Origin of the sequence: Flavihumibacter rivuli, from assembly GCF_018595685.2 — a bacterium.
GTDB lineage: Bacteria > Bacteroidota > Bacteroidia > Chitinophagales > Chitinophagaceae > Flavihumibacter > Flavihumibacter rivuli.
This window is the reverse complement of the sequence record NZ_CP092334.1, coordinates 2379131-2403717: the sequence shown is the minus strand read 5'-3', so window position 1 is coordinate 2403717 and position 24587 is coordinate 2379131. Positions and strand designations below refer to the sequence as shown.

General features: G+C 49.9%; 3 protein-coding genes and 42 pseudogenes. All 45 read left to right on the top strand.

From position 1 onward, the window contains the following. The first annotated feature begins 740 nt into the window (after window positions 1–740). Window positions 741–4103 (top strand): isoleucine--tRNA ligase, encoded by a 3363-nt coding sequence (gene ileS, locus KJS94_RS10385; RefSeq protein ID WP_214447298.1) that lies wholly within the window; start codon window positions 741–743, stop codon window positions 4101–4103. A gap of 59 nt (window positions 4104–4162) precedes the next feature. Beyond that, entirely contained in the window at window positions 4163–5149 is a 987-nt protein-coding gene (locus tag KJS94_RS10380; RefSeq protein WP_214447299.1) for a TraR/DksA family transcriptional regulator, read from the top strand. Between the two features lie 403 nt (window positions 5150–5552). After that, the gene (locus KJS94_RS10375) at window positions 5553–10160 is read left to right on the top strand and encodes a MopE-related protein (RefSeq protein WP_214447300.1); all 4608 of its coding nucleotides are present in this window, start codon (window positions 5553–5555) and stop codon (window positions 10158–10160) included. Between the two features lie 664 nt (window positions 10161–10824). After that, window positions 10825–11376, top strand: a pseudogene (locus KJS94_RS18855) (Ig-like domain-containing protein); the annotation flags it as partial. A gap of 726 nt (window positions 11377–12102) precedes the next feature. After that, window positions 12103–12738, top strand: a pseudogene (locus tag KJS94_RS18850) (PKD-like domain-containing protein); the annotation flags it as partial. Continuing rightward, a pseudogene (locus KJS94_RS18845) lies at window positions 12718–13989 on the top strand (HYR-like domain-containing protein); the annotation flags it as partial. The pseudogenes KJS94_RS18850 and KJS94_RS18845, both read left to right, overlap by 21 nt. Window positions 13990–14127: 138 nt before the next feature. Further along, window positions 14128–15909: pseudogene (locus tag KJS94_RS18840) on the top strand (HYR-like domain-containing protein); the annotation flags it as partial. Continuing rightward, window positions 15889–16143 (top strand): annotated as a pseudogene (locus KJS94_RS18835) (HYR-like domain-containing protein); the annotation flags it as partial. The pseudogenes KJS94_RS18840 and KJS94_RS18835, both read left to right, overlap by 21 nt. Then, window positions 16123–16377: pseudogene (locus KJS94_RS18830) on the top strand (HYR-like domain-containing protein); the annotation flags it as partial. The pseudogenes KJS94_RS18835 and KJS94_RS18830, both read left to right, overlap by 21 nt. After that, window positions 16372–16608: pseudogene (locus tag KJS94_RS18825) on the top strand (HYR-like domain-containing protein); the annotation flags it as partial. The pseudogenes KJS94_RS18830 and KJS94_RS18825, both read left to right, overlap by 6 nt. 39 nt (window positions 16609–16647) lie before the next feature. Continuing rightward, window positions 16648–16842: pseudogene (locus tag KJS94_RS18820) on the top strand (HYR-like domain-containing protein); the annotation flags it as partial. 39 nt (window positions 16843–16881) lie between these two features. Beyond that, window positions 16882–17076: pseudogene (locus KJS94_RS18815) on the top strand (HYR-like domain-containing protein); the annotation flags it as partial. A 39-nt stretch (window positions 17077–17115) separates the two neighbouring features. Continuing rightward, a pseudogene (locus KJS94_RS18810) lies at window positions 17116–17310 on the top strand (HYR-like domain-containing protein); the annotation flags it as partial. Then, a pseudogene (locus KJS94_RS18805) lies at window positions 17305–17544 on the top strand (HYR-like domain-containing protein); the annotation flags it as partial. The pseudogenes KJS94_RS18810 and KJS94_RS18805, both read left to right, overlap by 6 nt. Next, a pseudogene (locus tag KJS94_RS18800) lies at window positions 17539–17775 on the top strand (HYR-like domain-containing protein); the annotation flags it as partial. The pseudogenes KJS94_RS18805 and KJS94_RS18800, both read left to right, overlap by 6 nt. A 9-nt stretch (window positions 17776–17784) precedes the next feature. Beyond that, window positions 17785–18006 (top strand): annotated as a pseudogene (locus tag KJS94_RS18795) (HYR-like domain-containing protein); the annotation flags it as partial. A 9-nt stretch (window positions 18007–18015) separates the two neighbouring features. Beyond that, a pseudogene (locus tag KJS94_RS18790) lies at window positions 18016–18240 on the top strand (HYR-like domain-containing protein); the annotation flags it as partial. Further along, window positions 18235–18474, top strand: a pseudogene (locus KJS94_RS18785) (HYR-like domain-containing protein); the annotation flags it as partial. The pseudogenes KJS94_RS18790 and KJS94_RS18785, both read left to right, overlap by 6 nt. Before the next feature lie 39 nt (window positions 18475–18513). Then, window positions 18514–18708 (top strand): annotated as a pseudogene (locus KJS94_RS18780) (HYR-like domain-containing protein); the annotation flags it as partial. A gap of 39 nt (window positions 18709–18747) precedes the next feature. Continuing rightward, window positions 18748–18939: pseudogene (locus KJS94_RS18775) on the top strand (HYR-like domain-containing protein); the annotation flags it as partial. 39 nt (window positions 18940–18978) lie between these two features. Then, window positions 18979–19170 (top strand): annotated as a pseudogene (locus KJS94_RS18770) (HYR-like domain-containing protein); the annotation flags it as partial. Window positions 19171–19215: 45 nt separating this feature from the next. Further along, window positions 19216–19401 (top strand): annotated as a pseudogene (locus KJS94_RS18765) (HYR-like domain-containing protein); the annotation flags it as partial. A gap of 30 nt (window positions 19402–19431) precedes the next feature. After that, window positions 19432–19626, top strand: a pseudogene (locus KJS94_RS18760) (HYR-like domain-containing protein); the annotation flags it as partial. A 9-nt stretch (window positions 19627–19635) separates the two neighbouring features. After that, a pseudogene (locus KJS94_RS18755) lies at window positions 19636–19851 on the top strand (HYR-like domain-containing protein); the annotation flags it as partial. Between the two features lie 18 nt (window positions 19852–19869). Next, window positions 19870–20079 (top strand): annotated as a pseudogene (locus KJS94_RS18750) (HYR-like domain-containing protein); the annotation flags it as partial. Continuing rightward, window positions 20068–20304 (top strand): annotated as a pseudogene (locus tag KJS94_RS18745) (HYR-like domain-containing protein); the annotation flags it as partial. The pseudogenes KJS94_RS18750 and KJS94_RS18745, both read left to right, overlap by 12 nt. Before the next feature lie 36 nt (window positions 20305–20340). Next, a pseudogene (locus tag KJS94_RS18740) lies at window positions 20341–20529 on the top strand (HYR-like domain-containing protein); the annotation flags it as partial. Beyond that, a pseudogene (locus tag KJS94_RS18735) lies at window positions 20518–20754 on the top strand (HYR-like domain-containing protein); the annotation flags it as partial. The pseudogenes KJS94_RS18740 and KJS94_RS18735, both read left to right, overlap by 12 nt. A gap of 9 nt (window positions 20755–20763) precedes the next feature. Beyond that, window positions 20764–20979: pseudogene (locus tag KJS94_RS18730) on the top strand (HYR-like domain-containing protein); the annotation flags it as partial. A 24-nt stretch (window positions 20980–21003) separates the two neighbouring features. Next, window positions 21004–21204, top strand: a pseudogene (locus KJS94_RS18725) (HYR-like domain-containing protein); the annotation flags it as partial. Window positions 21205–21228: 24 nt separating this feature from the next. Beyond that, window positions 21229–21429: pseudogene (locus tag KJS94_RS18720) on the top strand (HYR-like domain-containing protein); the annotation flags it as partial. Beyond that, window positions 21418–21654, top strand: a pseudogene (locus KJS94_RS18715) (HYR-like domain-containing protein); the annotation flags it as partial. The pseudogenes KJS94_RS18720 and KJS94_RS18715, both read left to right, overlap by 12 nt. A gap of 9 nt (window positions 21655–21663) precedes the next feature. Then, window positions 21664–21879: pseudogene (locus KJS94_RS18710) on the top strand (HYR-like domain-containing protein); the annotation flags it as partial. Next, window positions 21859–22104 (top strand): annotated as a pseudogene (locus KJS94_RS18705) (HYR-like domain-containing protein); the annotation flags it as partial. The pseudogenes KJS94_RS18710 and KJS94_RS18705, both read left to right, overlap by 21 nt. Before the next feature lie 24 nt (window positions 22105–22128). Continuing rightward, a pseudogene (locus tag KJS94_RS18700) lies at window positions 22129–22329 on the top strand (HYR-like domain-containing protein); the annotation flags it as partial. A gap of 9 nt (window positions 22330–22338) precedes the next feature. Beyond that, window positions 22339–22554: pseudogene (locus KJS94_RS18695) on the top strand (HYR-like domain-containing protein); the annotation flags it as partial. Window positions 22555–22563: 9 nt separating this feature from the next. After that, window positions 22564–22779 (top strand): annotated as a pseudogene (locus KJS94_RS18690) (HYR-like domain-containing protein); the annotation flags it as partial. Window positions 22780–22788: 9 nt separating this feature from the next. Then, a pseudogene (locus KJS94_RS18685) lies at window positions 22789–23004 on the top strand (HYR-like domain-containing protein); the annotation flags it as partial. A gap of 30 nt (window positions 23005–23034) precedes the next feature. After that, a pseudogene (locus KJS94_RS18680) lies at window positions 23035–23229 on the top strand (HYR-like domain-containing protein); the annotation flags it as partial. 9 nt (window positions 23230–23238) lie between these two features. Further along, a pseudogene (locus KJS94_RS18675) lies at window positions 23239–23454 on the top strand (HYR-like domain-containing protein); the annotation flags it as partial. A 30-nt stretch (window positions 23455–23484) separates the two neighbouring features. Continuing rightward, window positions 23485–23679, top strand: a pseudogene (locus KJS94_RS18670) (HYR-like domain-containing protein); the annotation flags it as partial. 9 nt (window positions 23680–23688) lie between these two features. After that, window positions 23689–23904: pseudogene (locus tag KJS94_RS18665) on the top strand (HYR-like domain-containing protein); the annotation flags it as partial. A 27-nt stretch (window positions 23905–23931) separates the two neighbouring features. Next, window positions 23932–24129: pseudogene (locus KJS94_RS18660) on the top strand (HYR-like domain-containing protein); the annotation flags it as partial. 21 nt (window positions 24130–24150) lie between these two features. Next, a pseudogene (locus KJS94_RS18655) lies at window positions 24151–24357 on the top strand (HYR-like domain-containing protein); the annotation flags it as partial. 9 nt (window positions 24358–24366) lie between these two features. After that, window positions 24367–24582 (top strand): annotated as a pseudogene (locus KJS94_RS18650) (HYR-like domain-containing protein); the annotation flags it as partial. Window positions 24583–24587: the final 5 nt, after the last annotated feature.

Sequence of the window (24587 nt, the reverse complement as noted above, 5' to 3'; positions counted from 1 at the left end):
TAAACCGTAGAAAATCTTTCGGCGAACCGTAATATATTTAGTGACCTTGGCCACCGATAATTTCGTTGCGTTCTTTGAGAAAATAAATCCAGAAATTGTGCCAAATCGGGAAAATGTGGAAAAGTTAGCTTTCCTTAAACATTGTAAATGAGAATTTTAACAGTTGTTATGTAATATTTACAAGGAGCTGTTTAAAAAATACCAATACGCCTTTAGTGAATGTTGGCGGGTATTAATTTTTCACTTTAGGATTTTAATTAATAACGCAAAGTCCGCCCACAACAATGCTGTTGGGGCACGCCGAGGACCGCGAAGGGCGCATCGCCTGCCTAAGCTTTGCTCCGGCAGGCAAAGGAGGAAACTAAATTGGCGCAGCCAATGCGTTGCGCGCTTGTTAACCCCTCAAAAGGCTGTTCGCATTTCTGCGGTTCCGCTTTGCTTCGACGGGCGCGCTGCGTAGTTGCGTTCCTTCGCGCCTTTGCGTGAAACAAGTCCATTTTTCTTGACTGTTGGGTGGTATTGCCATCAATTGATCTCTATTCCAACTGCCTGTTGGTCATAAGACACAACAGGGGCGACGGGGAAAGCATTTCATCCATTGAATTAAATATTGAAAGGGCACTACTCACTCCCACCCCTGTTTCTCCCTTGCTTATCTCATCAACAGCCGTCATTTTTCAGTAACTTCGCGTCTATTTCAAAGTTTTTCATAACTCATTCAGAATCAGTTAAGTTTTAATATGGCTGCGAAGTACAGGGAGTTTCAGCAATTGAACCTGCCATCAATTGAAAAGGAAATTTTGGCCAAATGGACTGAAAAACAGGCCTTTGAGAAAAGTGTGAGCGTGCGCGAAGGGGCTACTCCTTTTGTATTCTATGAAGGTCCGCCCAGTGCGAACGGTATGCCCGGCATCCACCACGTGATCTCCAGGACCCTGAAGGACCTGGTTTGCCGCTATAAGACCATGCGCGGATTCCAGGTGCAGCGCAAGGGCGGCTGGGATACCCATGGACTGCCCATTGAACTGGGGGTGGAGAAGGAATTGGGCATTACCAAGGAAGACATCGGCAAGACCATCTCCATTGAAGCCTATAACCAGAAATGCCGCGAGGCCGTACTGCGCTTCAAGGACAAGTGGGATGAACTGACCAATAAGATGGGCTATTGGGTTGACCTGAACGATCCCTATATCACCTTCGATAATAACTATATCGAAACCCTCTGGTGGTGCATGCAGCAGCTGTACAAGAAAGGACTCCTCTACAAGAGTGTTTCCATCCAGCCATATTCACCCGCCGCAGGTACAGGCCTGAGTTCCCATGAACTCAACCAGCCCGGCACCTATAAGGATGTAAAGGATACCAGCGCCGTAGCCATGTTCAAGGCAGTGCAAGATGCGAAGAGCCAGTTCCTCTTTGATGTAGCCACTTCGGAAGTGTTCTTCCTGGCCTGGACGACCACGCCATGGACCCTTCCTTCCAACCTCGGCCTGACCGTGGGGCCCAATATTGAGTATGTGTTGGTAAAGACCTTCAATCCCTATACCCATCTCCCGATCAACGTTGTCCTGGCCAAACCCTTGCTGGGCAAGTATTTCAAGCCGGAAGGCGAGAACGGTGATTTCGATGGCTATACCGCGGAGACCAAGTTGCTGCCCTGGTCCATCCTGGCCAGCTTCAAGGGAAGCCAGCTGGAAGAATGCCGTTATGAGCAATTGCTGCCTTATGAGGCCAATAGCGCGGCCAATGCAGGCGGCGATCCCTTCAGGGTGCTCTGTGATACATTCGTTACCACAGAAGATGGTACCGGTATCGTGCACACCGCCCCGGCCTTTGGTGCGGATGACTATAAGGTGGGCAAGAAATATGGTATCGGCATCCTCATCATGGTGGACCGCGAAGGAAAGTTCGTGGATGGACTCGGTGAGTTCAGCGGCCGCTATGTCAAGAACTATAAGGATGACCCGAACTACGTGGATGTGAACGTGGATATCAGTGTGAAGCTGAAGAAGGAGAACCGTGCCTTCAAGGTAGAAAAATACGAGCACAGCTATCCCCATTGCTGGAGGACCGATAAGCCGGTATTGTATTATCCTTTGGATGCATGGTTCATCAGGACCACGGCGATCAAGGACAGGATGGTGGAACTGAACAAGACCATCAACTGGAAACCCAAGACGACCGGCGAGGGCAGGTTTGGCAACTGGCTGGAGAATATGGTGGACTGGAACCTGAGCCGCAGCCGTTATTGGGGAACGCCCCTGCCGATCTGGAGGACAGAAGACGGTACAGAAGAGAAGTGCATCGGTTCCATTGCAGAACTGAATGCAGAGATCCGCAAGGCCAATGAAGTGCTGGGCGGGGATATCAATAAGCACTACTTACATGATGGCATCCTTGACCTGCATAAACCCTATGTGGATGAAGTGATCCTGGTGAGTGATAGTGGCAAGCCCATGCGTCGCGAGCCGGACCTGGTGGATGTTTGGTTTGACAGTGGCGCCATGCCTTATGCGCAGTGGGGCCTCGACCAGGAAAAACTGGCCGCAGGCGATCCCAGGCCCTTCAAGGCTCCATTCGAAAAGAGTTTCCCAGCGGACTTTATCGCTGAAGGCGTAGACCAGACCCGTGGTTGGTTCTATACCCTGCATGCCTTGGGAGCGCTCCTGTTCGACAGTGTGGCCTACAAGACCGTGGTGTCGAATGGCCTGGTGCTGGATAAGAACGGCAACAAGATGAGTAAGCGTTTGGGCAATGTGGTGAACCCCTTCGAGACCATCGACCAGTTCGGGGCCGATAGCACCCGTTGGTACCTGATCACCAACGCTTCACCCTGGGATAGCCTGAAATTTGACCTGGATGGCATCAAGGAAGTGCAACGCAAGTTCTTTGGTACCTTATATAATACCTACCAGTTCTTCGCCCTTTATGCCAATGTGGATGGTTTCGCCTTTAAGGAAGCCTATATCCCGCTGGACCAAAGGCCGGAGATCGATCGCTGGATCCTTTCTTCCCTCAATACCCTGGTGCAGGAAGCCACCGCGGCCTTCGATGATTACGAGCCTACCATTGCAGGTCGTTTGATCGAGGACTTCGTGGATGAGCACCTGAGCAACTGGTATGTACGCCTTTGCCGCAGGAGGTTCTGGAAAGGCGAGTACGAGCATGATAAGATCTGTGCCTACCAGACCCTGTATGAGTGCCTGGAGACCATCGCCCGCCTGATGGCGCCCGTTTCGCCCTTCTTTGCCGACTGGTTATTCAATAACCTGAACGAGGTGAGTGGAAGGTTCACGGAGGAGTCGGTGCACCATGTATTGTATCCCGTTGCCGACCAGTCAAAAGTGGACAAGCAGCTGGAAGAAAGGATGCAGATGGCGCAGGATGCCTCGTCACTGGTATTGTCCTTGCGTAAGAAGGTGAATATTAAGGTTCGCCAGCCTTTACAGCGGGTATTGATCCCTGTTTTGAACCCTGCCATGAAGGGTCAGCTGGAGAAGGTGGAAGATCTTATTAAGACAGAAGTTAATGTGAAGGAGATCCAATACCTGACCGATTCCGATGGCTTCATTAAAAAGAAGATCAAGCCTAATTTCCAGGCCCTGGGTAAGAAGTTGGGTGGTAAAATGAAAGCGGTGAGCGCAGCCATTGCGGCTTTCACCCAGGAAGATATTTCGAGGTTGGAAAAAGAAGGTATTTATTCTTTGGAAATTGATAGCGAACCCTTAATATTACAACTTCATGAAGTGGAGATAACCAGTGAGGATATCCCTGGCTGGATGGTGAGTTCGAAGGGGGCATTGACGGTTGCACTCGATGTAACGGTGACCCCGGAACTGGAGAAGGAAGGGAACGCGAGGGAACTGGTGAACAGGATCCAGAAGATCAGGAAGGACAATGGGTATGAGCTGACCGACAGGATCGCGGTGAAAGTGGCTGATTCGGGAGAATTGGCGGCGGCAATCAGGGAGTTTGGGACCTATATCCGTTCGGAGGTATTGGCGGATGAACTGCAGCTGGTGGATAACCTTGAAAATGGTGTGGCTATTGAGGTGAATGAGCAAAACATAAAAGTCTGGGTTGCCCGGTCGGCCCAGTCCTGATAAAGCCGGAATTCCGGCACCATTAAACCGAAAATTCATCACCGGAAAAAAGGACTATTATGGCAATCAAGAAGAAGGCTGCTAAACCCGCTAAGAAGGCTGCACCAGCCAAGAAAGCGGCGCCTGCCAAGAAGGCTGCTGCCAAGCCTGCCGATAAAAAAGCTGCACCCGCTAAGAAAGCTGCCCCGGCCAAGAAAGCCGCACCTGCTGCAAAAGCACCAGCCAAAAAAGCGGAACCGGCCAAGAAAGCTGTCGCCAAACCAGCGGCGAAGCCTGCTGCGAAACCAGCTGCCAAGCCTGCGGCTAAGGCTGCTCCAGCCGCTAAGCCTGCGGCCAAACCCGCACCAAAGCCAGCTGCCAAGGCTGCCCCGAAAAAAGAGGAGCCGGTTAAGAAGGCGGCTGAGGTGAAAGCTGAGCCGGCTAAAAAAGCGGCCCCAGCAGCCAAAGCGGCCACCTTGAAAAAGGCGATTAAGCCCGCACCGGTAAAGCCCGCAGTAAAGGACGATTCCAAGCAGACCACCCCGATACCCATTAAGAAGCCTGCTCCCGCGCCCGAGAAGAAGCCAACGACTTATGTGATGCCTGAAATAAAAACGAAAACTGTGCAGAAATACGAACCAGATTTTACGAAGAGTGTGTTAGATCCCAATGCACCCCAACAGCCGGTTGGCCCAAGCCAGCGTTATAGTGACAATGAATTGGTAGAGTTCAAGGAGTTGATCCTGCGCAAGCTGGAGATCGCCAAGAAAGAACTGGCCTACCTGCAAGGATTGATCACCCGCAAGGATGAGATGGGCGGTGATGAAAGTGAAAGCCGTTACATGACCATGGAAGATGGCAGTGTGAGCATGGAGCGTGAGCAACTGGCCCAGATGGCCAGCAGGCAGATCACCTTCATTGACCACCTGGAAAAGGCATTGATGCGTATCGAAAACAAGACCTATGGTATTTGCCGCGTTACCGGCAAACTGATAGATAAGGCCCGTTTAAGAGCCGTACCCCATGCCACGCTCAGTATTGAAGCGAAGACAATGATGAATAAGTGATCTCTGATGAAAGATTGAAAGGCCGCAGCTACTGCGGCCTTTTTTATTACAGTTATTTTTTCGGTTGTTTATCTACGTTATACCTTGGCATTCCTGCCTTCTTTTGTTTCTACCATGGTTTATTTGTTCTTTATCACTTGCATAAGTGGAGATAAAAAAAATACCAGATTTCACTTGACCATCACAGTTATGGAATATAGATTTGTCCCATTACCATTTCCCGCGCAATAGTTTTGACAGAAGGGTAGAAATGTGTTTTCATTTAAATATCCAGTTTTCCGTTCTCACCTTTTCCAATCCTTTCTGAAGCCGCTAATATCCCTTAGAACATATTCCTTTTGATTGTCCTGCAGGCCTTCCTGTCGGGATGATCGGCTACTGATTTTGGAAATCTTGACCAACTATGAATATTTCTTTACAAAACCTTTTCCGTACAACGCTTGTCCTATGGCTCTGTTTCCTGGCAAGTCGTTCCAATGCCCAAACCTTTCTCTATGAACGGGCGAATACCTTTGGTTCTGCTGGGGGTACAAAGGTGAAATCAAACAAAGTAACGTATAGTGCTGATGGTTCCGTTGTCATCATAGGGACCTTTGAAGGGGGAGGCTTTGACCTTGACCCTGGATCAGGGACCAAACTGTTTGAGCGAACCCAGTCTGGCCTTGCCTCCTATGTTGCAAAGTATGATGAGCAGTTCAACCTTCTTTGGGCCAACCAGCTGACCGGCACCGGAGATAATATAATCCAGTCGGTAGGTACCGATATCAATGGGAATGTTTACATCAGTGGCCTCTCCTTAAGTGATGCTTACCTGGATGCGGGTGGCGCTTCCCCTGCTTATCTCCTTAGTACCATGGATGGGCCTTACTTTTTCGCCAAGTATAGTGCCAATGGGCAACTGGCCTGGGTGAGGCAGTTTGGTGGCATCGCTGTCAACTCATTGGTATCTACAGTTGATAAGGATGGGAATATGTACCTGGCCGGTGTGTACCGTTCCACTTTCGATGCCGATGCCGGCGATGGGTTAACCTTTCTTGGCCTTGGATCGGGTAACACTGGTTTGTATGTACTCAAGTATGATGCGAACGGCATTTTTACCTGGGCAAGGGGCATCACCGGTAATGGAAATTTTGGTGATGTTGTTGTTGGTGTGGACAATGCCTTTAATCCCATTGTGGCCCTGAGTTTTCTGGGTAGCATTTCAAGCGGTATTGGAAACTTTTCTGCCAGTAGCGACAGGGATGCACTGCTGATCAAATTGAATAGTTCAGGTAGCTCCACCTGGGCGAGGGAGATCGAGGGTCCCGGTACCAACACCATCAACATGCTGAGGATAGATAATGGGAACAATATCTTCCTCTATGGCACGGCTAATTCCAATATAATAGATTTTGATCCTACCCCAGTCGGTACGGATATCAATAATGGGGTAATCACCAGTTACCTGGCCAAGTATACTGCTTTTGGCGATTTTAGCTGGGTGCGTGGCGGAATGTCATTGAACATCAACGATCTTGGCCTGGATGGATTTGGCAATGTTTACGCATCCGGATTATTCATCGGGTCACCGGATATTGATTATACCGCCGGTACAAAGTTCGTTGTTTCCAACGGAGGGGTAGATATCGGCATTGCAGTGTATGATACTTCAGGGGCTTTTGTAGATGCCATCAATATCGGTTCTGCCGGAAATGATACCATCATGTCCATGAGCCATTCCGGTAATCGTGGGATGGTGATAGCCGGTTATAAAGCCGGGGAGAGCAACCTGGATTTCGATCCCGGCGCGGGAATAACGAGTAAGAGTTTCTACCCGGGACTCACCGGGTTCATGGCAGCCTACCAGGCTGGTTTGGGCATGAAGATCACTACCCAGCCGGTTCCGGTCACTGTATGTGCAGGCAGCAACGCCAGCTTTACCGTAAAGGCCAACCTGAATGAAGTGACCTACCAATGGCAGGTCAATAATGGCAGCGGATGGAAGAACCTTTTGCCTTCGGCTGACTATACCGGTGAGCAATCCAGCCAGCTGGTGATTTCAGCAGCATCCCCATCCTTCAATGGGTATTTGTACAGGGCCCTGGTAACCCAGGGTGGTACCCTTACGCTGACTTCCAACCAGGCCAGTCTCACCGTTATTGAACCGCTTTTACTGGAGCCAGATGTGTTTGGCCCGCTTTGTAACAATGCTTACGTACAGGGAATCACCTTCAAGAGTAATGTTGCGGGTGCAAGCTTTTCCTGGACCTCAACGCGGGATATCGGCTTCGGCCAGCAGGGCAGTGGCCAGATCGGTTTATTTGCCGCTAAGAATGGGGAGCCAACACCCATCGAGACATTGCTGAGGGTTACTGTTACAGCCAACGCATGTTCGGTAAATGATTCGCTTACTATCACAGTGAATCCTTCACCATCTGTTTCAGTCCAGGCTAGTGCAACAAGTGTTTGTATCGGAACCGCGATAACCCTGAACGGAATCGGCGGATCAAACTATGAGTGGAACAATGGCGTACAGGATGGGGTTCCATTTGTACCGACCGAAAACAAACTTTATGTGGTAAAGGGCTATGACCAGAACGGTTGTTCGGATACCGGTGCTGTTTTCATCACCGTTATCAACAATACCTATTACCAGGATAGCGATGGCGATGGTTATGGTAATCCGGGTGTTTCCATTCAGTCGTGCACACAACCGGAGGGTTATGTGGCCAACCGCTCAGACTGTAACGATAGTTCGCCTGCGATCCATCCGGGTGCAAAGGAAATTTGCGATGGCATCGATAACAACTGTAACGGAAAGATCGATGATGGCCTGCAGTTCATTACCTATTACCAGGACATTGACGGGGATGGTTATGGAACCAAGATTGATTCCATTTCATCCTGTATAGCCGTTCCGGGTTATGCCAAGCAGCTCGGGGATTGTAATGACCAGGATGTTACTATCTATCCTGGTGCACCAGAAGTTTGCGATGGGATAGATAATGATTGTGATGGCGCTATTGATGAAGGGCTCGTACTGGTTACCTATTACCAGGACCAGGATGGTGACGGCTATGGTAATGCCGCGGTAACCACTATTTCTTGTAGGCCGGTAGAAGGTTATGTCACCAGCCAGGGGGATTGCAATGATAATAATGCCCTGATCCATCCGGGTGCCATAGAAACATGCGATGGCATCGATAATGATTGTGATGGAGCCATAGATGATGGTGTTGAATTGATTACCTATTACCAGGACCTCGATAAAGATGGCTATGGTAATACAGCGGTGTCGATCAGTTCCTGTAAGCCGGTAGAAGGTTATGTAACCACACCGGGTGATTGTAACGATGATAATGCTTCCATCTATCCGGGTGCTGCTGAACTTTGTGATGGCATCGATAATGATTGTGATGGTTCAATCGATGAGGGTATTGTGAAGGTTACCTATTACCAGGACCTTGATGGTGATGGATTCGGTAATACAGCAGTCTCTATCAGTTCTTGCGGCCCTGTTGCCGGTTATGTAACTACTTCCGGTGATTGTAATGATAACAATACAGCCATTCATCCGGGTGCAGCTGAACTTTGTGATGGTATCGATAATGACTGTGATGGACAAATTGATGAGGACCTGAATAAGGTGACCTATTACAGGGATAACGATGGGGATGGTTATGGTGATCCTGCAGTCTCTATTTCATCCTGTAAGCCTGAACCTGGCTATGTGACTATTTCCGGTGATTGCAATGATAACAATACAGCCATTCATCTGGGTGCAGCTGAACTTTGTGATGGTATCGATAATGACTGTGATGGACAAATTGATGAGGACCTGAATAAGGTGACCTATTACAGGGATAATGATGGGGATGGTTATGGTGATCCTGCAGTCTCTATCTCATCCTGTAAGCCTGAACCTGGCTATGTGACTACTTCCGGTGATTGCAATGATAACAATGCAACCATCAGGCCGGGGGCTACTGAAACCTGTGATGGCGTGGATAATGATTGCGATGGACTGGTGGATGAGAATTGCGGTACACTGCCAGCAGTGAACATCTATCATACCTGGTGGACAGAAGGCAATAGTGGTACAAGCAAGATGGTATTTGAGTTGTTCATGACCGCTAAGTCAACCCTCCCGGTAACGGTTGATTTCTTCACAGCAGATGGAACTGCAAAAGCCGGTCTGGATTATGTGGCGAGAACCGGTACCATTACCTTCCCGGCAGGCACCCAGAAGCAAACCGTTTGGGTGGATATCATTGGTGACCTTTCAGATGAGAATGAAGAGCGCTTCACCATCAATTTGCATAACCCAGTGAATGCAAGGATCCAGCAGGGCGTGACAAACGGAAATATTACCGATGATGATGCCGGTCCATGTATCACCGTTAGCAATGTAACCGTGAATGAGAATGCAGGCAATGCCAACATCCCTGTTATGTTGGGCATTGAGAGTGGAAAGGATGTGATCGTCAAGTATTACACGAGGAACAAAACAGCAGTGGCTGGTACAGATTACCTGGCTATCCAGGGAAGCCTAACCTTCAAGCCAGGTGAGATAATCAAGTATCTCGCCGTGCCTATCCTGACTGATAATATTTCTGAGTGGAATGAACAGTTTGAATTGATCCTGGCTGAGCCGATCAATGGATGGGTAGGTAGTCCATGTGCAAGTAAGGTGTCAACGGTTACGATCGTGAATACCAATCCAGGGGTAACGGTTGGCGGTACTGCCAATAAGCAGCCTACGGAGACAGAGACCGCACAGGATATACTGAAGGTGAAGGTGATGCCTAATCCGACAACCGACCAGTTCAGTCTCCTGGTACAAGGACCAGCCCAACAGGAAATTTCCATCAGGATCCTGGATAATATGGGAAGGGTAGTGGAGCAGAAGCAGGTGATCAGGGCAGGTGAATTGTTCAGGTTTGGTGGCAGGTACCTGCCGGGAACCTATTTCGCAGAAGTGAGTTCCGGTAAGGATAAAAAAGTGATCAGGCTAATGAAGACAGCGAAGTAGATTTTTTATTTGATAATCAATGGGTTGCCAATGCAGTAAAATGCACTTGGCAACCCATTTTTATTTTAGGGAAAGGGAAGACCTGGCGGGAATCTGATCATAAGTATAGATGGTTGATGGCCGGTAGCAAGGTTATGGCTTCAGAGTTTAAAGTTTTTTTTCAAGTGAGGGTAATATTTTCTACCCACTTCCGTTAATGGTTTATATTGATCGTACCCTGGGAATTGAAACCAAAGCTGATGAGTTTGCATGAAGGCGTTGCCCCAATTCGCTGATGCAGGTCCCCTGACCAGTACCTGGGTACCATGATTTCGAGAATTGACTCTCCTCTTCCCAATCCCAAAAGCTAAGGTTTAATAAAGGTCCGGCACCAAGCGGATCAAAACGAATGAAAAGGATGGCCCTTGCATCCTTCAACAGCAATACAGGACCAACCTGTACCGGAATAGACCAACAGCAGAATACTCAGACCAATAGAAGATCCTACCCCTATCGTTAACTAGGCATTTTTTCAATTATCCTAAGTCGGTTTCAGCCTGCATTAACCCAGGCCGGACTAAAAACCAGCAGACCCTAGATGAACCTTAACCTGGCGAACCAATATCTATTGAAATTTGGGATTAGGAAGCCTTTCCTTGTCCTTTCCTTCATATTGGCCCTGTTCATGGCCAACCCATCTGCAGTAATTGCTGCGGATCACCTTCCTACTGATACTGTTAACCGTTCCAATGCCAGCCAAAAAGGTTGTAATGTAGTCCTTTCCATCACTGACCCTGTTGTTTGTGCAGGTACGCCAGTTACCATCACCGCCACTCCTGATGCTGACCTTACCAATATTACTTATTCCTGGACTGTCCCCTCGGGCTTTCCCAATCCAGGTAATGTGGCCAGCTTCACCACAACGGTTGGGGGTACTTACTCGCTTACCCTGACTGCCGATGCCTGTATCACCAACCAATCGATCACGCTTACAGTCAACCCGCTGCCATCCAATCCTGCAACCAACAATACTGAACGCTGTGGTCCGGGCTCTGTAGTACTATCAGGTAGTGCTGGTGCCGGTGAGACCATCGATTGGTACGATGCCCCAACAGGTGGGGTGTTGTTGGGTTCGGGCCTTAGTTTCAATACGGGACCACTTGCTGCCAGCACAATATTTTATGCAGAAGCCAGGAATACCTCCTCCAATTGTGTTTCTTCAAGCAGGACGCCAGTTAATATAACTATCCATGCTATCCCTGATGTTGCTGATCCTGCCGACCAGGTAGTCTGTAACGGTGCTGCAACTACTGACGTAACCTTTACAGGAGCAGTAGCTGGTACTGTATACAACTGGACCAATAGCAATCCTGCCATTGGCCTGGCTGCGAGCGGTACCGGTAATATACCCTCCTTTACCGCCACAAATGCTGGTACTGCACCGATCAGTGCTACCATTACGGTTACCCCGGTTGCCAATGGCTGCACCGGTGCTGCACAGAGCTTTACGATTACTGTTAACCCAAGACCTACGGTTAACTTTATTGCCAACAGGACCATATGTAATGGTGCGGGCATAACGATCTTCGCTTTCTCTGGTGCTGTTGCCGGTACCGTTTATAACTGGACCAACAGTAATCCTTCGATTGGTCTTGCTGCGAGTGGTACTGGTAATATCGGAACATTCACGGCAACGAACCCGGGCACCACGCCCATCAGCGCCACCATTACGGTAACCCCAACAGCCAATGGTTGTACGGGTACCAGCAGGACCTTCACCATTACAGTCAATCCAACACCTGACCTTACTGTTCCCTCCAATCTTGTATTATGCGCCGGCCAGTCTACCGGCCTTCTGTCATTTGGTGGATCAGTTGCCGGAACCATAGTTAACTGGACCAATTCCAACACGGCCATTGGCCTAGCTGCCAACGGCACTTCAAATATCCCTTCATTCGTTGCGGTGAATGCAACGAATGCGCCCATTACTGCAACGATAACGGCAACACCCTCTGCTACGGGTTGTAGCGGAACCCCGCAATCCTTCACCATCACCGTTAACCCGGTGCCTACTGTTGCCGATCCCGCCGACCAGGTGGTATGTAATGGTGCTACAACTACGGCTGTAAACTTTACAGGAGCTGTTTCCGGTACCGTTTATAACTGGACCAACAGCAATCCTGCGATCGGCCTTGCTGCGAGTGGAACAGGAAATATTCCATCTTTCACGGCAACGAATAGTGGCAGTACACCGATTAGTTCGACCCTTACCGTAACCCCTGTAGCCAATGGATGTACAGGCACCCCACAAAGCTTCACGATCACCGTTAACCCAACCCCAACTGTTGCAGGAACACCTGCCACCCAGACCATTTGTTCCGGCACAACGGCGACCATTAACCTGGCTGGTGGGGTAAGCGGAACAAGTTTTTCATGGACCGTAACGCAAACCGGCGTTTCCGGTGCCAGTGCTGGTTCCGGTGCGGTGATCTCCCAGAACCTGACAGCAACCGGTACTACCCCTGGTACTGTAGTGTATACAGTAACCCCATCTGCCAATGGCTGTATTGGTACACCCGTGAATTATAGTGTCACGGTAACGCCTATCCCAACTGCAACCATCGCTTATTCAGCGCCGGCCTATTGCCGGACGGTGAATGCTGTTCAATCGGTAAGCCTTACCGGCACAGCAGCTTACCTGGGTGGAGCATTTGCTGCTTCTCCCTCAGGTCTTTCCCTGAATAACTCTAATGGTGGCTTCAATCCAAGTACAAGTGCTCCTGGTACGTATACTATAACCTATACTATTCCGGCATCCGGTGGGTGTCCGGCCGTTCCTGTAACCACAACCGTTACCATTACCGAGCCACCTACGGCAAGTATTGCCTACCCGGGTGGTCCGTTCTGTTCCAATGATGTAACCCCAAGGAATGTAGTATTGTCCGGTGCTTCAGGTGGAACCTATTCTGTTTCCCCATCAACCGGTCTCAGTGTGAATCCCGCCACCGGTACATTCATACCCAATGGAAGTACACCGGGTGTTTATGTGATCACCTATACCATTCCCGCCGCTGGTGGTTGTGCTGCAGTATCGGCCAATACATCCGTAACTATTACTGCGCTGCCAACGGCCAGCATTGCTTATACCGGCTCGCCGTTCTGTACCAGTCTGACCACTGCACAGCCTGTAACCCTTACCGGTACAAATGCTTACACAGGCGGAACGTATGCTGCGCCTGCCGGTTTGACCATTAATTCAGCAACCGGTGCCATCACTCCTTCCACCAGTGTGCCCGGTACCTATACCGTAACGTATACCAAACCCGGATCTGGCGGATGTGCCAACCTGGTAGCGACGACCTCTGTTACCATTACAACTGCCCCATTTGCAACCATTAGTTATGCAGGCGGGCCTTTTTGTCCTTCAACTGGTACAGTTAATGTAACCAGGATCGGTACTGCCGGTGGAACCTTCTCCGCCGGTGCAGGGTTGAGCATCAATCCAACAACGGGTGCGATCAACACCGCAACTTCTACTGCCGGCACCTATACCGTAACCTTATCCTTCCCGGCAGCAGCGGGTTGCGCGGCCTTCTCAACCACTACCACTGTCGTGATAGGGGATGTAGTAGCTCCAGTTATTACCGCGCCTTCCAATAGAAGTATCCAGTGTGGAGCAAGTACCTTGCCTGCCAATACCGGCCAGGCAACAGCAACTGATAATTGTGGCGGAACGGTTACCATCACCTATACTGATGTGGTGGTGAACGGAACCTGTGTGGGAAGGCAAACCATTACCAGGACCTGGAGGGCTACCGATGCTTTTGGTAATTTTTCAACTGCCGTACAAACCATCACCGTAGATGATACGACGCCGCCGGTAATCACCTGTTCCAACTTTACCGTTGCGACGCCTAATGATATTCCTGCCCCCAACCCGGCCACTGTAACGGCTACGGATAACTGTAACGGTACCCTAACCGTTGAAATGATCAGTGAATCCTATACCGGCCTTGAAGGCAAGCCCGGATTCTGTCCTTCCAGTGTTATTCGAGTGTGGAGGGCAACCGATGCCTGTGGTAATGTTTCAACCTGTACACAAACTATTTCCGTTGCCAATACTGCCTCCTGTTCGGTTTGTCAATCGAATGTTCCGTTCTTCCCTGTTAACCTGCAGGGTGACCCGGACAGTCTTTGGACCTCACCTTCTGTTGTAAGGCAGGGCTTGTGTTGTGGTGCAACAGGACCCCCGCCTCCGCGTTGTATTTCCTTCAATGTTTTCCTGGATAAGGATGCCGTTGGTTTGATCTTCAGGATTAAGTCTGGTGCCATTCCTCCCGGTGCACTTTATTACCAAATCGATTGTGGACCGGAGATTCCTGTAGGTGAAGCCATCTGTCTGGAAGGAAACAGGTTCTACACCCTTACCTTCTGTAAGCCCGGTAATAACCAGAACGTATATACGATCGAATCGATCAGTGGGGTGACCGGTGGGGAAGGCTTGTTGACCAGGGCCGATGCCAATTGTTCTGCCCAATTGAGCTTTACCGGGGTGCTTCCCAATACCATTACCTGGACTGTAAAGTCTCCGGCAGACCAGTCCCTGTTAAAGTACCTGTCCTGTACGAATTGTGCCAACCCGGTATTCACCCCTGATGCCAGTGCCCCTGCCAGCATCGTTTACCAGGTTTGCGGAACGGTTGCCACCAATGTGATCTGTAATGGCCTGCCCATTACGGACTGTAAGGAGATCACCGTTAATGTATTGCCCCCGATCCAGGCAACCGTGAATGTTCCTGCGGTTATCTGTCCCAATAATGTTCCCCAGCTCACGGCTTCTGTTATTCCTGCCGGTGGTACCTATACCTATGAATGGAGGAATGCACCGAATGGCGGGGGATCTGTTGTTTCTACTACAGGACCAGGGTTCACCCCACCTGCTGCAGGAAACTATTCGTTGATCGTAACTGAGACCCAGAGCGGCATCGCCTGTAACAAGGACACCACCAATTTTACGGTGGTCTTTGACCAGACCGGTCCGGTAATTACCGTTCCTGCCACCCTGCAGATCGAATGTAATAACCCGAATGTGCAATCGCAGATCCAGGCATGGCTTGCTTCTGCCACTGCAGTTGATGCCTTCAATCCTGGTGTGGCACTCACTGTTACCAATAATTACCAGGCGTTCACCCAGTCATGCGGATTGTTACAGCCGGTGACCTTTACGGCTACGGATAACTGCGGCAACGTGGCAACAGCAGTAGCCAATATCCAGATCCTGGACCAGACAGCGCCCAATATTACTTGTCCACCAAACATTACGGTGAATTGTCCAAGCAGTGTTCCTGCGCCTGCCAACAATTATGCAACATTTGTTGCAGCTGGTGGTGTTGCGAGTGATCTTTGTCTTACCCAGCCGGTGATCACCTGGGTGGGAGATGTGATAAATAACCTTGACCCTGCCTGTCCCAATAATTATACAATTGCGCGTACCTATCGTGCCTCGGATGCCTGTGGCAATTTCACGGAGTGCACCCAGATCATTACCATTAACAACACAGCTGTTCCTGTCGTGCCTGCCAATGCCGGTACAACCGTGCAGTGTCTGGCCCAGGCCGTTCAGCCTGTACCGAATTTTGTGGTGAATGATGCCTGTGGAACGCCTATAACCCCAACAGTGACCGCCAGTCCGGATCCGGATTGTGAGGGTACTAAAGTGTATACTTTCCGTTATACGGATTGTGAAGGGTTGTTCAGTGAATGGCAATACACTTATATCATCGATAGGACCACCGCTCCTGTCGTACCTGCCAATGCCGGTTCAACAGTCGCCTGTCCGGATGCTACCGATGTTGCGCCCACACCTCCTGTGGTTACAGATGTGTGTGGTAATATATTGACGCCTTCTGCACCGGTGATCAGTGCCAAGCCAGCCTGCGAAGGAACCCGTACCTATACCTATTCTTATACAGATTGTTCAGGATTGTCCAGGAGCTGGACCTACACTTATACCGTAGAACGTCAACCATTCGCTGACCCGGTTGATGCAGGCATTACCGTTGCTTGTCCGGATGCTACAGATGTGGCTCCATCCATCTTGCCGGTAGTGGTGGATAATTGTGGCAATGTATTGACGCCATCTGCTCCTGTTGTTAGTCCAAAGCCTGCTTGTGAGGGAACAAGAACCTACACGTATACTTATACTGATTGTGAAGGCAATACCCAGAATTGGGTGTTCACATATACAGTAGAATTTGAACCCTTTGCTGATCCGGTAGATGCCGGTGTTACCGTTGCCTGTCCTGATGCTACCGATGTAGCGCCAACGCTGCCAACTGTTGTAGACAATTGCGGTAGGACCCTTACACCTTCAGCGCCTGTTGTTAGTGCTAAACCAGGCTGTGAGGGTACCAGGACCTATACCTATACCTATACCGACTGTGAGGGCAATACACAAAATTGGGTATTCACCTATACAGTAGAGCGCCAGCCATTTGCCGACCCGGTAGATGCAGGTGTTACTGTTGCTTGTCCCGATGCTACTGATGTGGCCCCGACCAGCCTGCCTGTTGTGGTGGATAATTGTGGCAATGTATTGACACCATCAGCTCCAGTTGTAAGTGCTAAGCCTGGTTGTGAAGGCACCAGGACCTACACGTATACCTACACCGATTGCGAAGGCAATACGCAGGACTGGGTATATACCTATACGGTAGAACGCCAACCCTTCGCTAACCCGGTAGATGCGGGAGTTACCGTTGCCTGTCCGGATGCTACCGATGTGGCCCCGACCAACCTGCCTGTTGTGGTGGATAATTGCGGTAATGTATTGACGCCTTCTGCACCTGTTGTAAGTGCGAAGCCGACCTGTGAAGGCACCAGGACCTACACCTATACGTATACCGATTGTGAAGGCAATACGCAGGACTGGGTATTCACCTACACAGTAGAATACCAGCCCTTCGCTAATCCTGTTGATGCTGGTGTAACTGTTGCTTGTCCGGATGCTACCGATGTGGCCCCGACCAGCCTTCCTGTGGTGGTTGATAATTGTGGCAACATATTGGCACCTTCTGCACCGGTGGTAAGTGCGAAGCCAGCCTGTGAAGGAACAAGAACTTACACTTACACTTATACAGACTGTGAAGGCAATACCCAGGATTGGGTGTTCACTTATACCGTAGAACGCCAGCCCTTCGCAGATCCTGTTGATGCGGGTGTTACCGTTTCTTGTCCCGATGCTACTGATGTAGCTCCAACCAGCCTCCCTGTGGTAGTTGATAATTGCGGCAACCTATTGACCCCATCCGCTCCTGTTATTAGTGCGAAACCAACTTGTGAAGGTACCAGGACCTACACCTATACGTATACTGATTGCGAAGGCAATACCCAGAATTGGGTGTTTACATACACAGTAGAGTTTGTACCCTTCGCGGACCCTGTTGATGCCGGTGTTACCGTTGCCTGTCCGGATGCTACCGATGTTGCTCCGGTATTGCCAACTGTTGTTGATAATTGCGGAAGAACACTAACACCATCTGCTCCTGTTGTGAGTCCGAAGCCAACCTGTGAAGGCGCCAGGACCTATACTTACACCTATACTGATTGTGAAGGCAACACCCAGGACTGGGTATTCACCTACACAGTGGAATACCAGCCATTCGCTGATCCAGTTGATGCCGGTGTTACCGTTGCCTGTCCCGATGCTACCGATGTGGCCCCAACGCTGCCAACTATTGTAGACAATTGCGGCAGGACCCTGACGCCTTCTGCACCAGTGGTAAGTCCGAAACCGACTTGTGAAGGAACAAGAACCTATACTTATACCTATACCGATTGTGAAGGCAATACGCAGGACTGGGTATTCACTTACACGGTGGAATACCAGCCTTTCGCGAATCCTGTTGATGCGGGTGTTACCGTTGCCTGTCCGGATGCTACCGATGTAGCTCCATCTAACCTTCCGGTGGTAGTGGATAATTGTGGAAATATATTGTCTCCTTCTGCTCCGGTGGTGAGTCCGAAGCCAACCTGCGAAGGAACCCGTACCTATACCTACACTTATACCGATTGTGAAGGCAATACACAGGACTGGGTGTTTACCTATACGGTAGAATACCAGCCATTCGCCAATCCTGTTGATGCCGGTGTTACCGTTGCTTGTCCCGATGCTACCGATGTGGCCCCGACCAGCCTTCCTGTGGTGGTGGATAATTGCGGAAACGTATTGACGCCTTCTGCACCTGTTGTAAGTGCGAAGCCGACCTGTGAAGGGACCAGGACCTACACCTATACGTATACCGATTGTGAAGGCAACACCCAGGACTGGGTATTCACCTACACAGTAGAATACCAGCCCTTCGCTAATCCTGTTGATGCAGGAGTAACGGTTGCCTGTCCGGATGCTACAGATGTGGCCCCGACCAGCCTTCCTGTGGTGGTGGATAATTGCGGCAATGTATTGACCCCATCTGCTCCGGTGGTAAGTGCGAAGCCGACTTGTGAAGGAACAAGGACCTATACCTATACGTATACCGATTGCGAAGGCAATACACAGAATTGGGTCTTCACATATACAGTAGAATTTGAACCCTTTGCTGATCCGGTAGATGCCGGTGTTACCGTTGCCTGTCCGGATGCTACTGATGTGGCTCCTGTATTGCCCACTGTGGTTGACAATTGCGGAAGAACGCTTACGCCATCTGCACCAGTGGTTAGCCCGAAGCCAACTTGTGAAGGAACCAGGACCTACACCTATACGTATACCGATTGCGAAGGCAATACACAGGATTGGGTATTCACTTACACTGTAGAGTTCCAACCTTTTGCGGACCCTGTTGATGCGGGTGTAACCGTTGCCTGTCCGGATGCTACCGATGTAGCGCCGGTCTTACCCACCGTAGTGGATAATTGCGGAAGAACACTTACGCCATCTGCCCCGGTGGTGAGTCCGAAGCCGACTTGTGAAGGAACAAGAACGTATACCTTTACCTATACCGATTGCGAAGGCAATACACAGGATTGGGTATTCACATATACAGTAGAATTTGAACCCTTTGCTGGTCCTGTTGATGCAGGCACCACTGTTGCCTGTCCGGATGCTACCGATATAGCGCCAGTCTTACCAACAGTTGTGGACAATTGCGGCAGGACGTTGACACCTTCTGCCCCTGTTGTGAGTCCTAAACCAACTTGTGAGGGAACAAGAACTTATACCTATACGTACACCGATTGCGAAGGCAATACACAGGATTGGGTATTCACTTACACCGTTAGTGCTCCGGTCTTCAGCCTGCCTGCCAATACCGGTTCTACTGTAGCCTGCGTTGCAAATGCTACACTGCCTGTTCCTCCGGTAGTGACCGATAATTGCGGAAGGACCATTACGCCCACGGTTAGTGTTGGACCAGATCCTGTATGTGCAGGTACCAAGGTATATACCTTCACCTATACAGATTGTTCCGGAGTTAGCCGGGATTGGACCTATACCTATACCATCAGTGCGCCGGTCTTTACCCTGCCGGCAAATGATGGTGCTACGGTAGCCTGTGTGGTTGACGCCGTTCCGCCAGCACCTCCTGTTGTTACCGATAATTGCGGCCGTACCATTACTCCTTCGACTCCGGTGATCAGTTCCGACCCGACCTGTGGTGGTTCGAAGACCTACACCTATACCTATACGGATTGTAATGGATCAAGCCAGAACTGGACCTTTACCTATACGTTCCCGATCCCTGCTTTCACCCTTCCTCCTAATGGATCGGCAGTGGTAGGTTGTTTGGCCGAAGCAGTACAACCAATTCCTCCTGCCATCCAGGATGCCTGTGGAGCCGACCTTACCCCGGTAATGACCGAGAGTGCTGACCCGGCTTGTGTGGGAACAAAAGTGTATAGTTTCTCTTATACCAACTGTGCGGGCCAGCCTGCCATCTGGACCTTTACCTATACCATCAGTGCGCCAACGGTAACCCTTCCTGCCAATGGTGCTTCTACAGTGGCTTGTGCGGCAGATGCTGTTCCTCCGACACCACCCACCATCCAGGACAACTGTGGCCGAAGCATTATCCCAACAGTAAATGTTGGAGCAGATCCAGCGTGTACCGGAACCAAGGTTTATACGTATACGTATACAGATTGTAATAACCAATCTTACGTATGGACCTATACCTATACCATCAGTGCACCGACGGTAACACTGCCTGTGAATGGTGCTGCTACTGTAGCTTGCGTTGCGGACGCCGTACCACCTACGCCTCCTGCCATCCAGGATAATTGCGGCAGGAGCATTACACCAACTGTAATTGTTGGAACGGATCCTGCATGTACCGGAACCAAGGTTTATACCTACACGTATACGGATTGTAACAACCAATCTTACATATGGACCTTTACCTATACCATCAGTGCACCTACTGTAACACTTCCAGCTAATGGAGCTTCGACTGTGGCTTGCGTGGCAGATGCTGTTCCTCCGACACCGCCCACTATCCAGGATAACTGTGGCCGAAGCATTATCCCAACAGTAAGTGTTGGGGCTGATCCTGCGTGTACGGGTACCAAACTGTATACCTACACCTATACTGATTGTAATAACCAATCTTACGTCTGGACCTATACCTATACCATCAGTGCACCGACGGTAACCCTTCCTGTTAATGGTGCTGCTACGGTAGCTTGTTTTGCCGATGCCGTACCACCTGTGCCGCCTACCATCCAGGATAACTGCGGCAGGAGCATTTCGCCAACCGTAACTGTTGGAGCTGATCCAGCTTGTACAGGTACTAAAGTGTATACCTATACCTACACTGATTGTAACAATCAGTCTTATGTATGGACCTATACCTATACCATCAGTGCACCGACGGTGACCCTTCCTGTCAATGGTACTGCTACGGTAGCTTGTGCTGCGGAAGCAGTACCACCTACGCCGCCTACCATCCAGGATAACTGCGGCAGGAGTATTACCCCAACGGTAACTGTTGGAGCGGATCCTGCCTGTACAGGTACCAAAGTGTATTCCTATACCTATACTGATTGTAATAATCAGTCTTATGTATGGACTTATACCTATACCATCAGTGCACCGATAGTGACCTTGCCTGTTAACGGTTCTTCTACTGTTGCCTGCGTTGCGGATGCTACAGTGCCTTCTGCACCGGTGGTGAATGATAACTGCGGTCGCCCGATCACCCCTGTGATGACAGAGAATGCTGATCCTGTGTGCACCGGAAGTAAGGTGTATACCTTCACTTATACCGATTGTAATGGTCAGTCCTATGTGTGGACCTACACATATACGATCAGTGCGCCAACAGTAACATTGCCAGCTAACGGTTCTTCTACTGTGGCTTGCGTGGCCGATGCGACTATACCCACTGCTCCGGTAGTGAACGATAATTGCGGCCGTCCGATTAGTCCGGTGATGACTGTAAGTGCTGATCCGGTTTGTATTGGGGATAAGGTATATACCTTCACCTATACCGATTGTAATGGCCAGTCTTATGTTTGGACCTACACTTATACGATCAGTGCGCCGACAGTAACCTTACCTGTTAATGGTTCTTCAACGGTTGCTTGTCTGGCTGATGCTACAGTGCCTGCGGCTCCTGTGGTGAATGATAATTGCGGTCGCCCGATCACCCATGTGATGACGGAAACTGCTGATCCGGTATGTATTGGTGATAAGGTTTACACCTTTACCTACACAGATTGTAATGGTCTGTCTTACGTATGGACCTATACCTATACCATCAGTGCGCCGACTGTAACCCTGCCTGTTAATGGTGCTTCTACTGTGGCTTGTGCAGTGGATGCTGTTCCTCAGACACCGCCCACCATCCAGGATAATTGTGGCCGAAGCATTACCCCTACAGTAACTGTTGGAGCAGATCCAACGTGTACAGGAACTAAGGTGTATACCTATACCTATACTGATTGTAATAACCAATCTTATGTATGGAGCTACATCTATACCATCAGTGCTCCGACAGTGACCTTGCCTGTTAATGGTACTGCTACTGTGGCCTGTGCGGCAGATGCGGTTCCACCAACGCCACCCACTATCCAGGACAATTGTGGCAGGGACATCATTCCAACGGTAAGTGTTGGGGATGATCCAGCTTGTACTGGCACTAAAGTGTATACCTACACTTATACCAATTGTAATAACCAGTCCTATACCTGGACCTTCACTTATACTATCAATGCGCCAACCGTAACACTTCCAGCCAATACCACTGCTATTGTTGCCTGTCTGGCTGATGCTACTGTTCCGACTGCACCGGTGGTGAACGATAATTGCGGTCGCCCGATCACTCCTGTGATGACGGAGAACACTGACCCTGTATGTACTGGTGATAAGGTTTACACCTTTACCTATACCGATTGTAATGGCCAGTCTTACGTATGGACCTACACCTATACCATCAGTGCACCAACTGTAACCCTGCCTGCCAATGGTACCGCTACTGTTGCCTGCGTAGCCGACGCTACCTTGCCTGCTGCTCCGGTGGTAAATGATAATTGTGGTCGACCCATCACACCAGTGATGACTGTAAATGCTGATCCGGTGTGTACCGGTGATAAGGTGTATACCTTCACGTATACTGATTGTAATGGACAGGCATATGTTTGGACCTACACGTATACCATCAGTGCACCAACTGTAACCCTGCCTGCCAATGGTACCGCTACAGTTGCCTGCGTTGCAGATGCTACCGTGCCTGCTGCCCCGGTGGTAAATGATAATTGCGGTCGACCCATCACACCAGTGATGACTGTAAGTGCTGATCCGGGGTGTACCGGTGATAAGGTGTATACCTTCACTTATACGGATTGTAATGGCCAGGCATATGTTTGGACCTATACTTATACTATTACTGCACCTACAGTAAGCTTGCCTGCCAATGCAACGGCTACTGTTGCCTGCCTTGCAGATGCTACTGTGCCAACTGCCCCGGTTATCAATGATAATTGTGGTCGTCCGATCACCCCAGTGATGACTGTAAGTGCTGACCCTGTTTGTACGGGGGATAAGGTGTATACCTTCACTTACACCGATTGTAATGGTCAGTCTTACGTATGGACCTACACCTATACCATCAGTGCACCGACTGTAACCCTTCCTGCCAATGGTGCTGCTACTGTTGCTTGCGTTGCTGATGCAACTGTGCCTGCAGCTCCGTTGGTAAATGATAATTGTGGTCGTCCGATCATTCCGGTGATGACGGAGAATGCTGATCCGGCATGTACCGGTGATAAGGTGTATACCTTCACTTATACGGATTGTAATGGCCAGGCCTATGTTTGGACCTATACCTATACTATTACTGCACCTACAGTAAGCTTGCCTGCCAATGCAACTGCTACTGTTGCCTGCGTTGCAGATGCTACTGTGCCTACCGCTCCGGTAGTGAATGATAATTGCGGTCGCCCGATCTCCCCGGTGATGACTGTAAGTGTGGATCCTGTTTGTACCGGTGATAAGGTGTATACTTTCACCTATACAGATTGTAATGGCCAGTCCTATGTTTGGACTTACACCTATACCATCTCCGCACCAATTGTAACACTTCCTGCTAATGTTTCATCTACTGTTGCCTGCGTGGCGGATGCTACCGTTCCAACCGCACCTGTAGTGAATGACAATTGCGGTCGTCCGATCTCCCCCGTGATGACTGTAAGTGTGGATCCTGTTTGTACAGGTGACAAGGTGTACACCTTTACGTATACCGATTGTAATGGCCAGGCCTATGTTTGGACCTACACCTATACCATATCTGCGCCAACAGTAGTGCTTCCTGCTAATGCAACAGCTACCGTTGCCTGCGTTGCGGATGCTACTGTACCTGCGGCTCCTGTGGTGAATGATAATTGCGGTCGCCCGATCAATCCTGTGATGACTGTTGGCGCTGATCCTGTATGTACAGGAGATAAAGTGTACACCTTCACCTACACGGATTGTAATGGTCAGTCCTATATCTGGACCTATACCTATACGATCAGTGCCCCGGTGTTTACGCTACCAGCCAATGCGTCATCTTCAGTGACCTGCGTGGCAGATGCGGTGCAGCCTGTGGCTCCTGTGGTGTTTGACAATTGTGGCAGGCAGATCATTCCTTCTGCCCCTGTGGTGAGTCCCGATCCGGATTGCGGTGGGGTGAAGACCTATGCTTTCACCTACACTGACTGTGCCGGCCAGAGCCAAACCTGGACCTATACTTACAATATTCCTGTACCGGTATTTACCCTGCCTGCCAACGAAACAGCGGTAGTGGCCTGTCTGGCCGATGCGGTAGTGCCAACACCTCCTGCAGTGAAGGATGATTGCGGGGCAGATGTGATCCCGGTAATGACTGAGAATGCAGACCCGGCATGTACAGGAGAGAAGGTATATACCTTCACTTATGCCAACTGCTCCGGCCAGCCAGCCGTTTGGACCTTCACTTA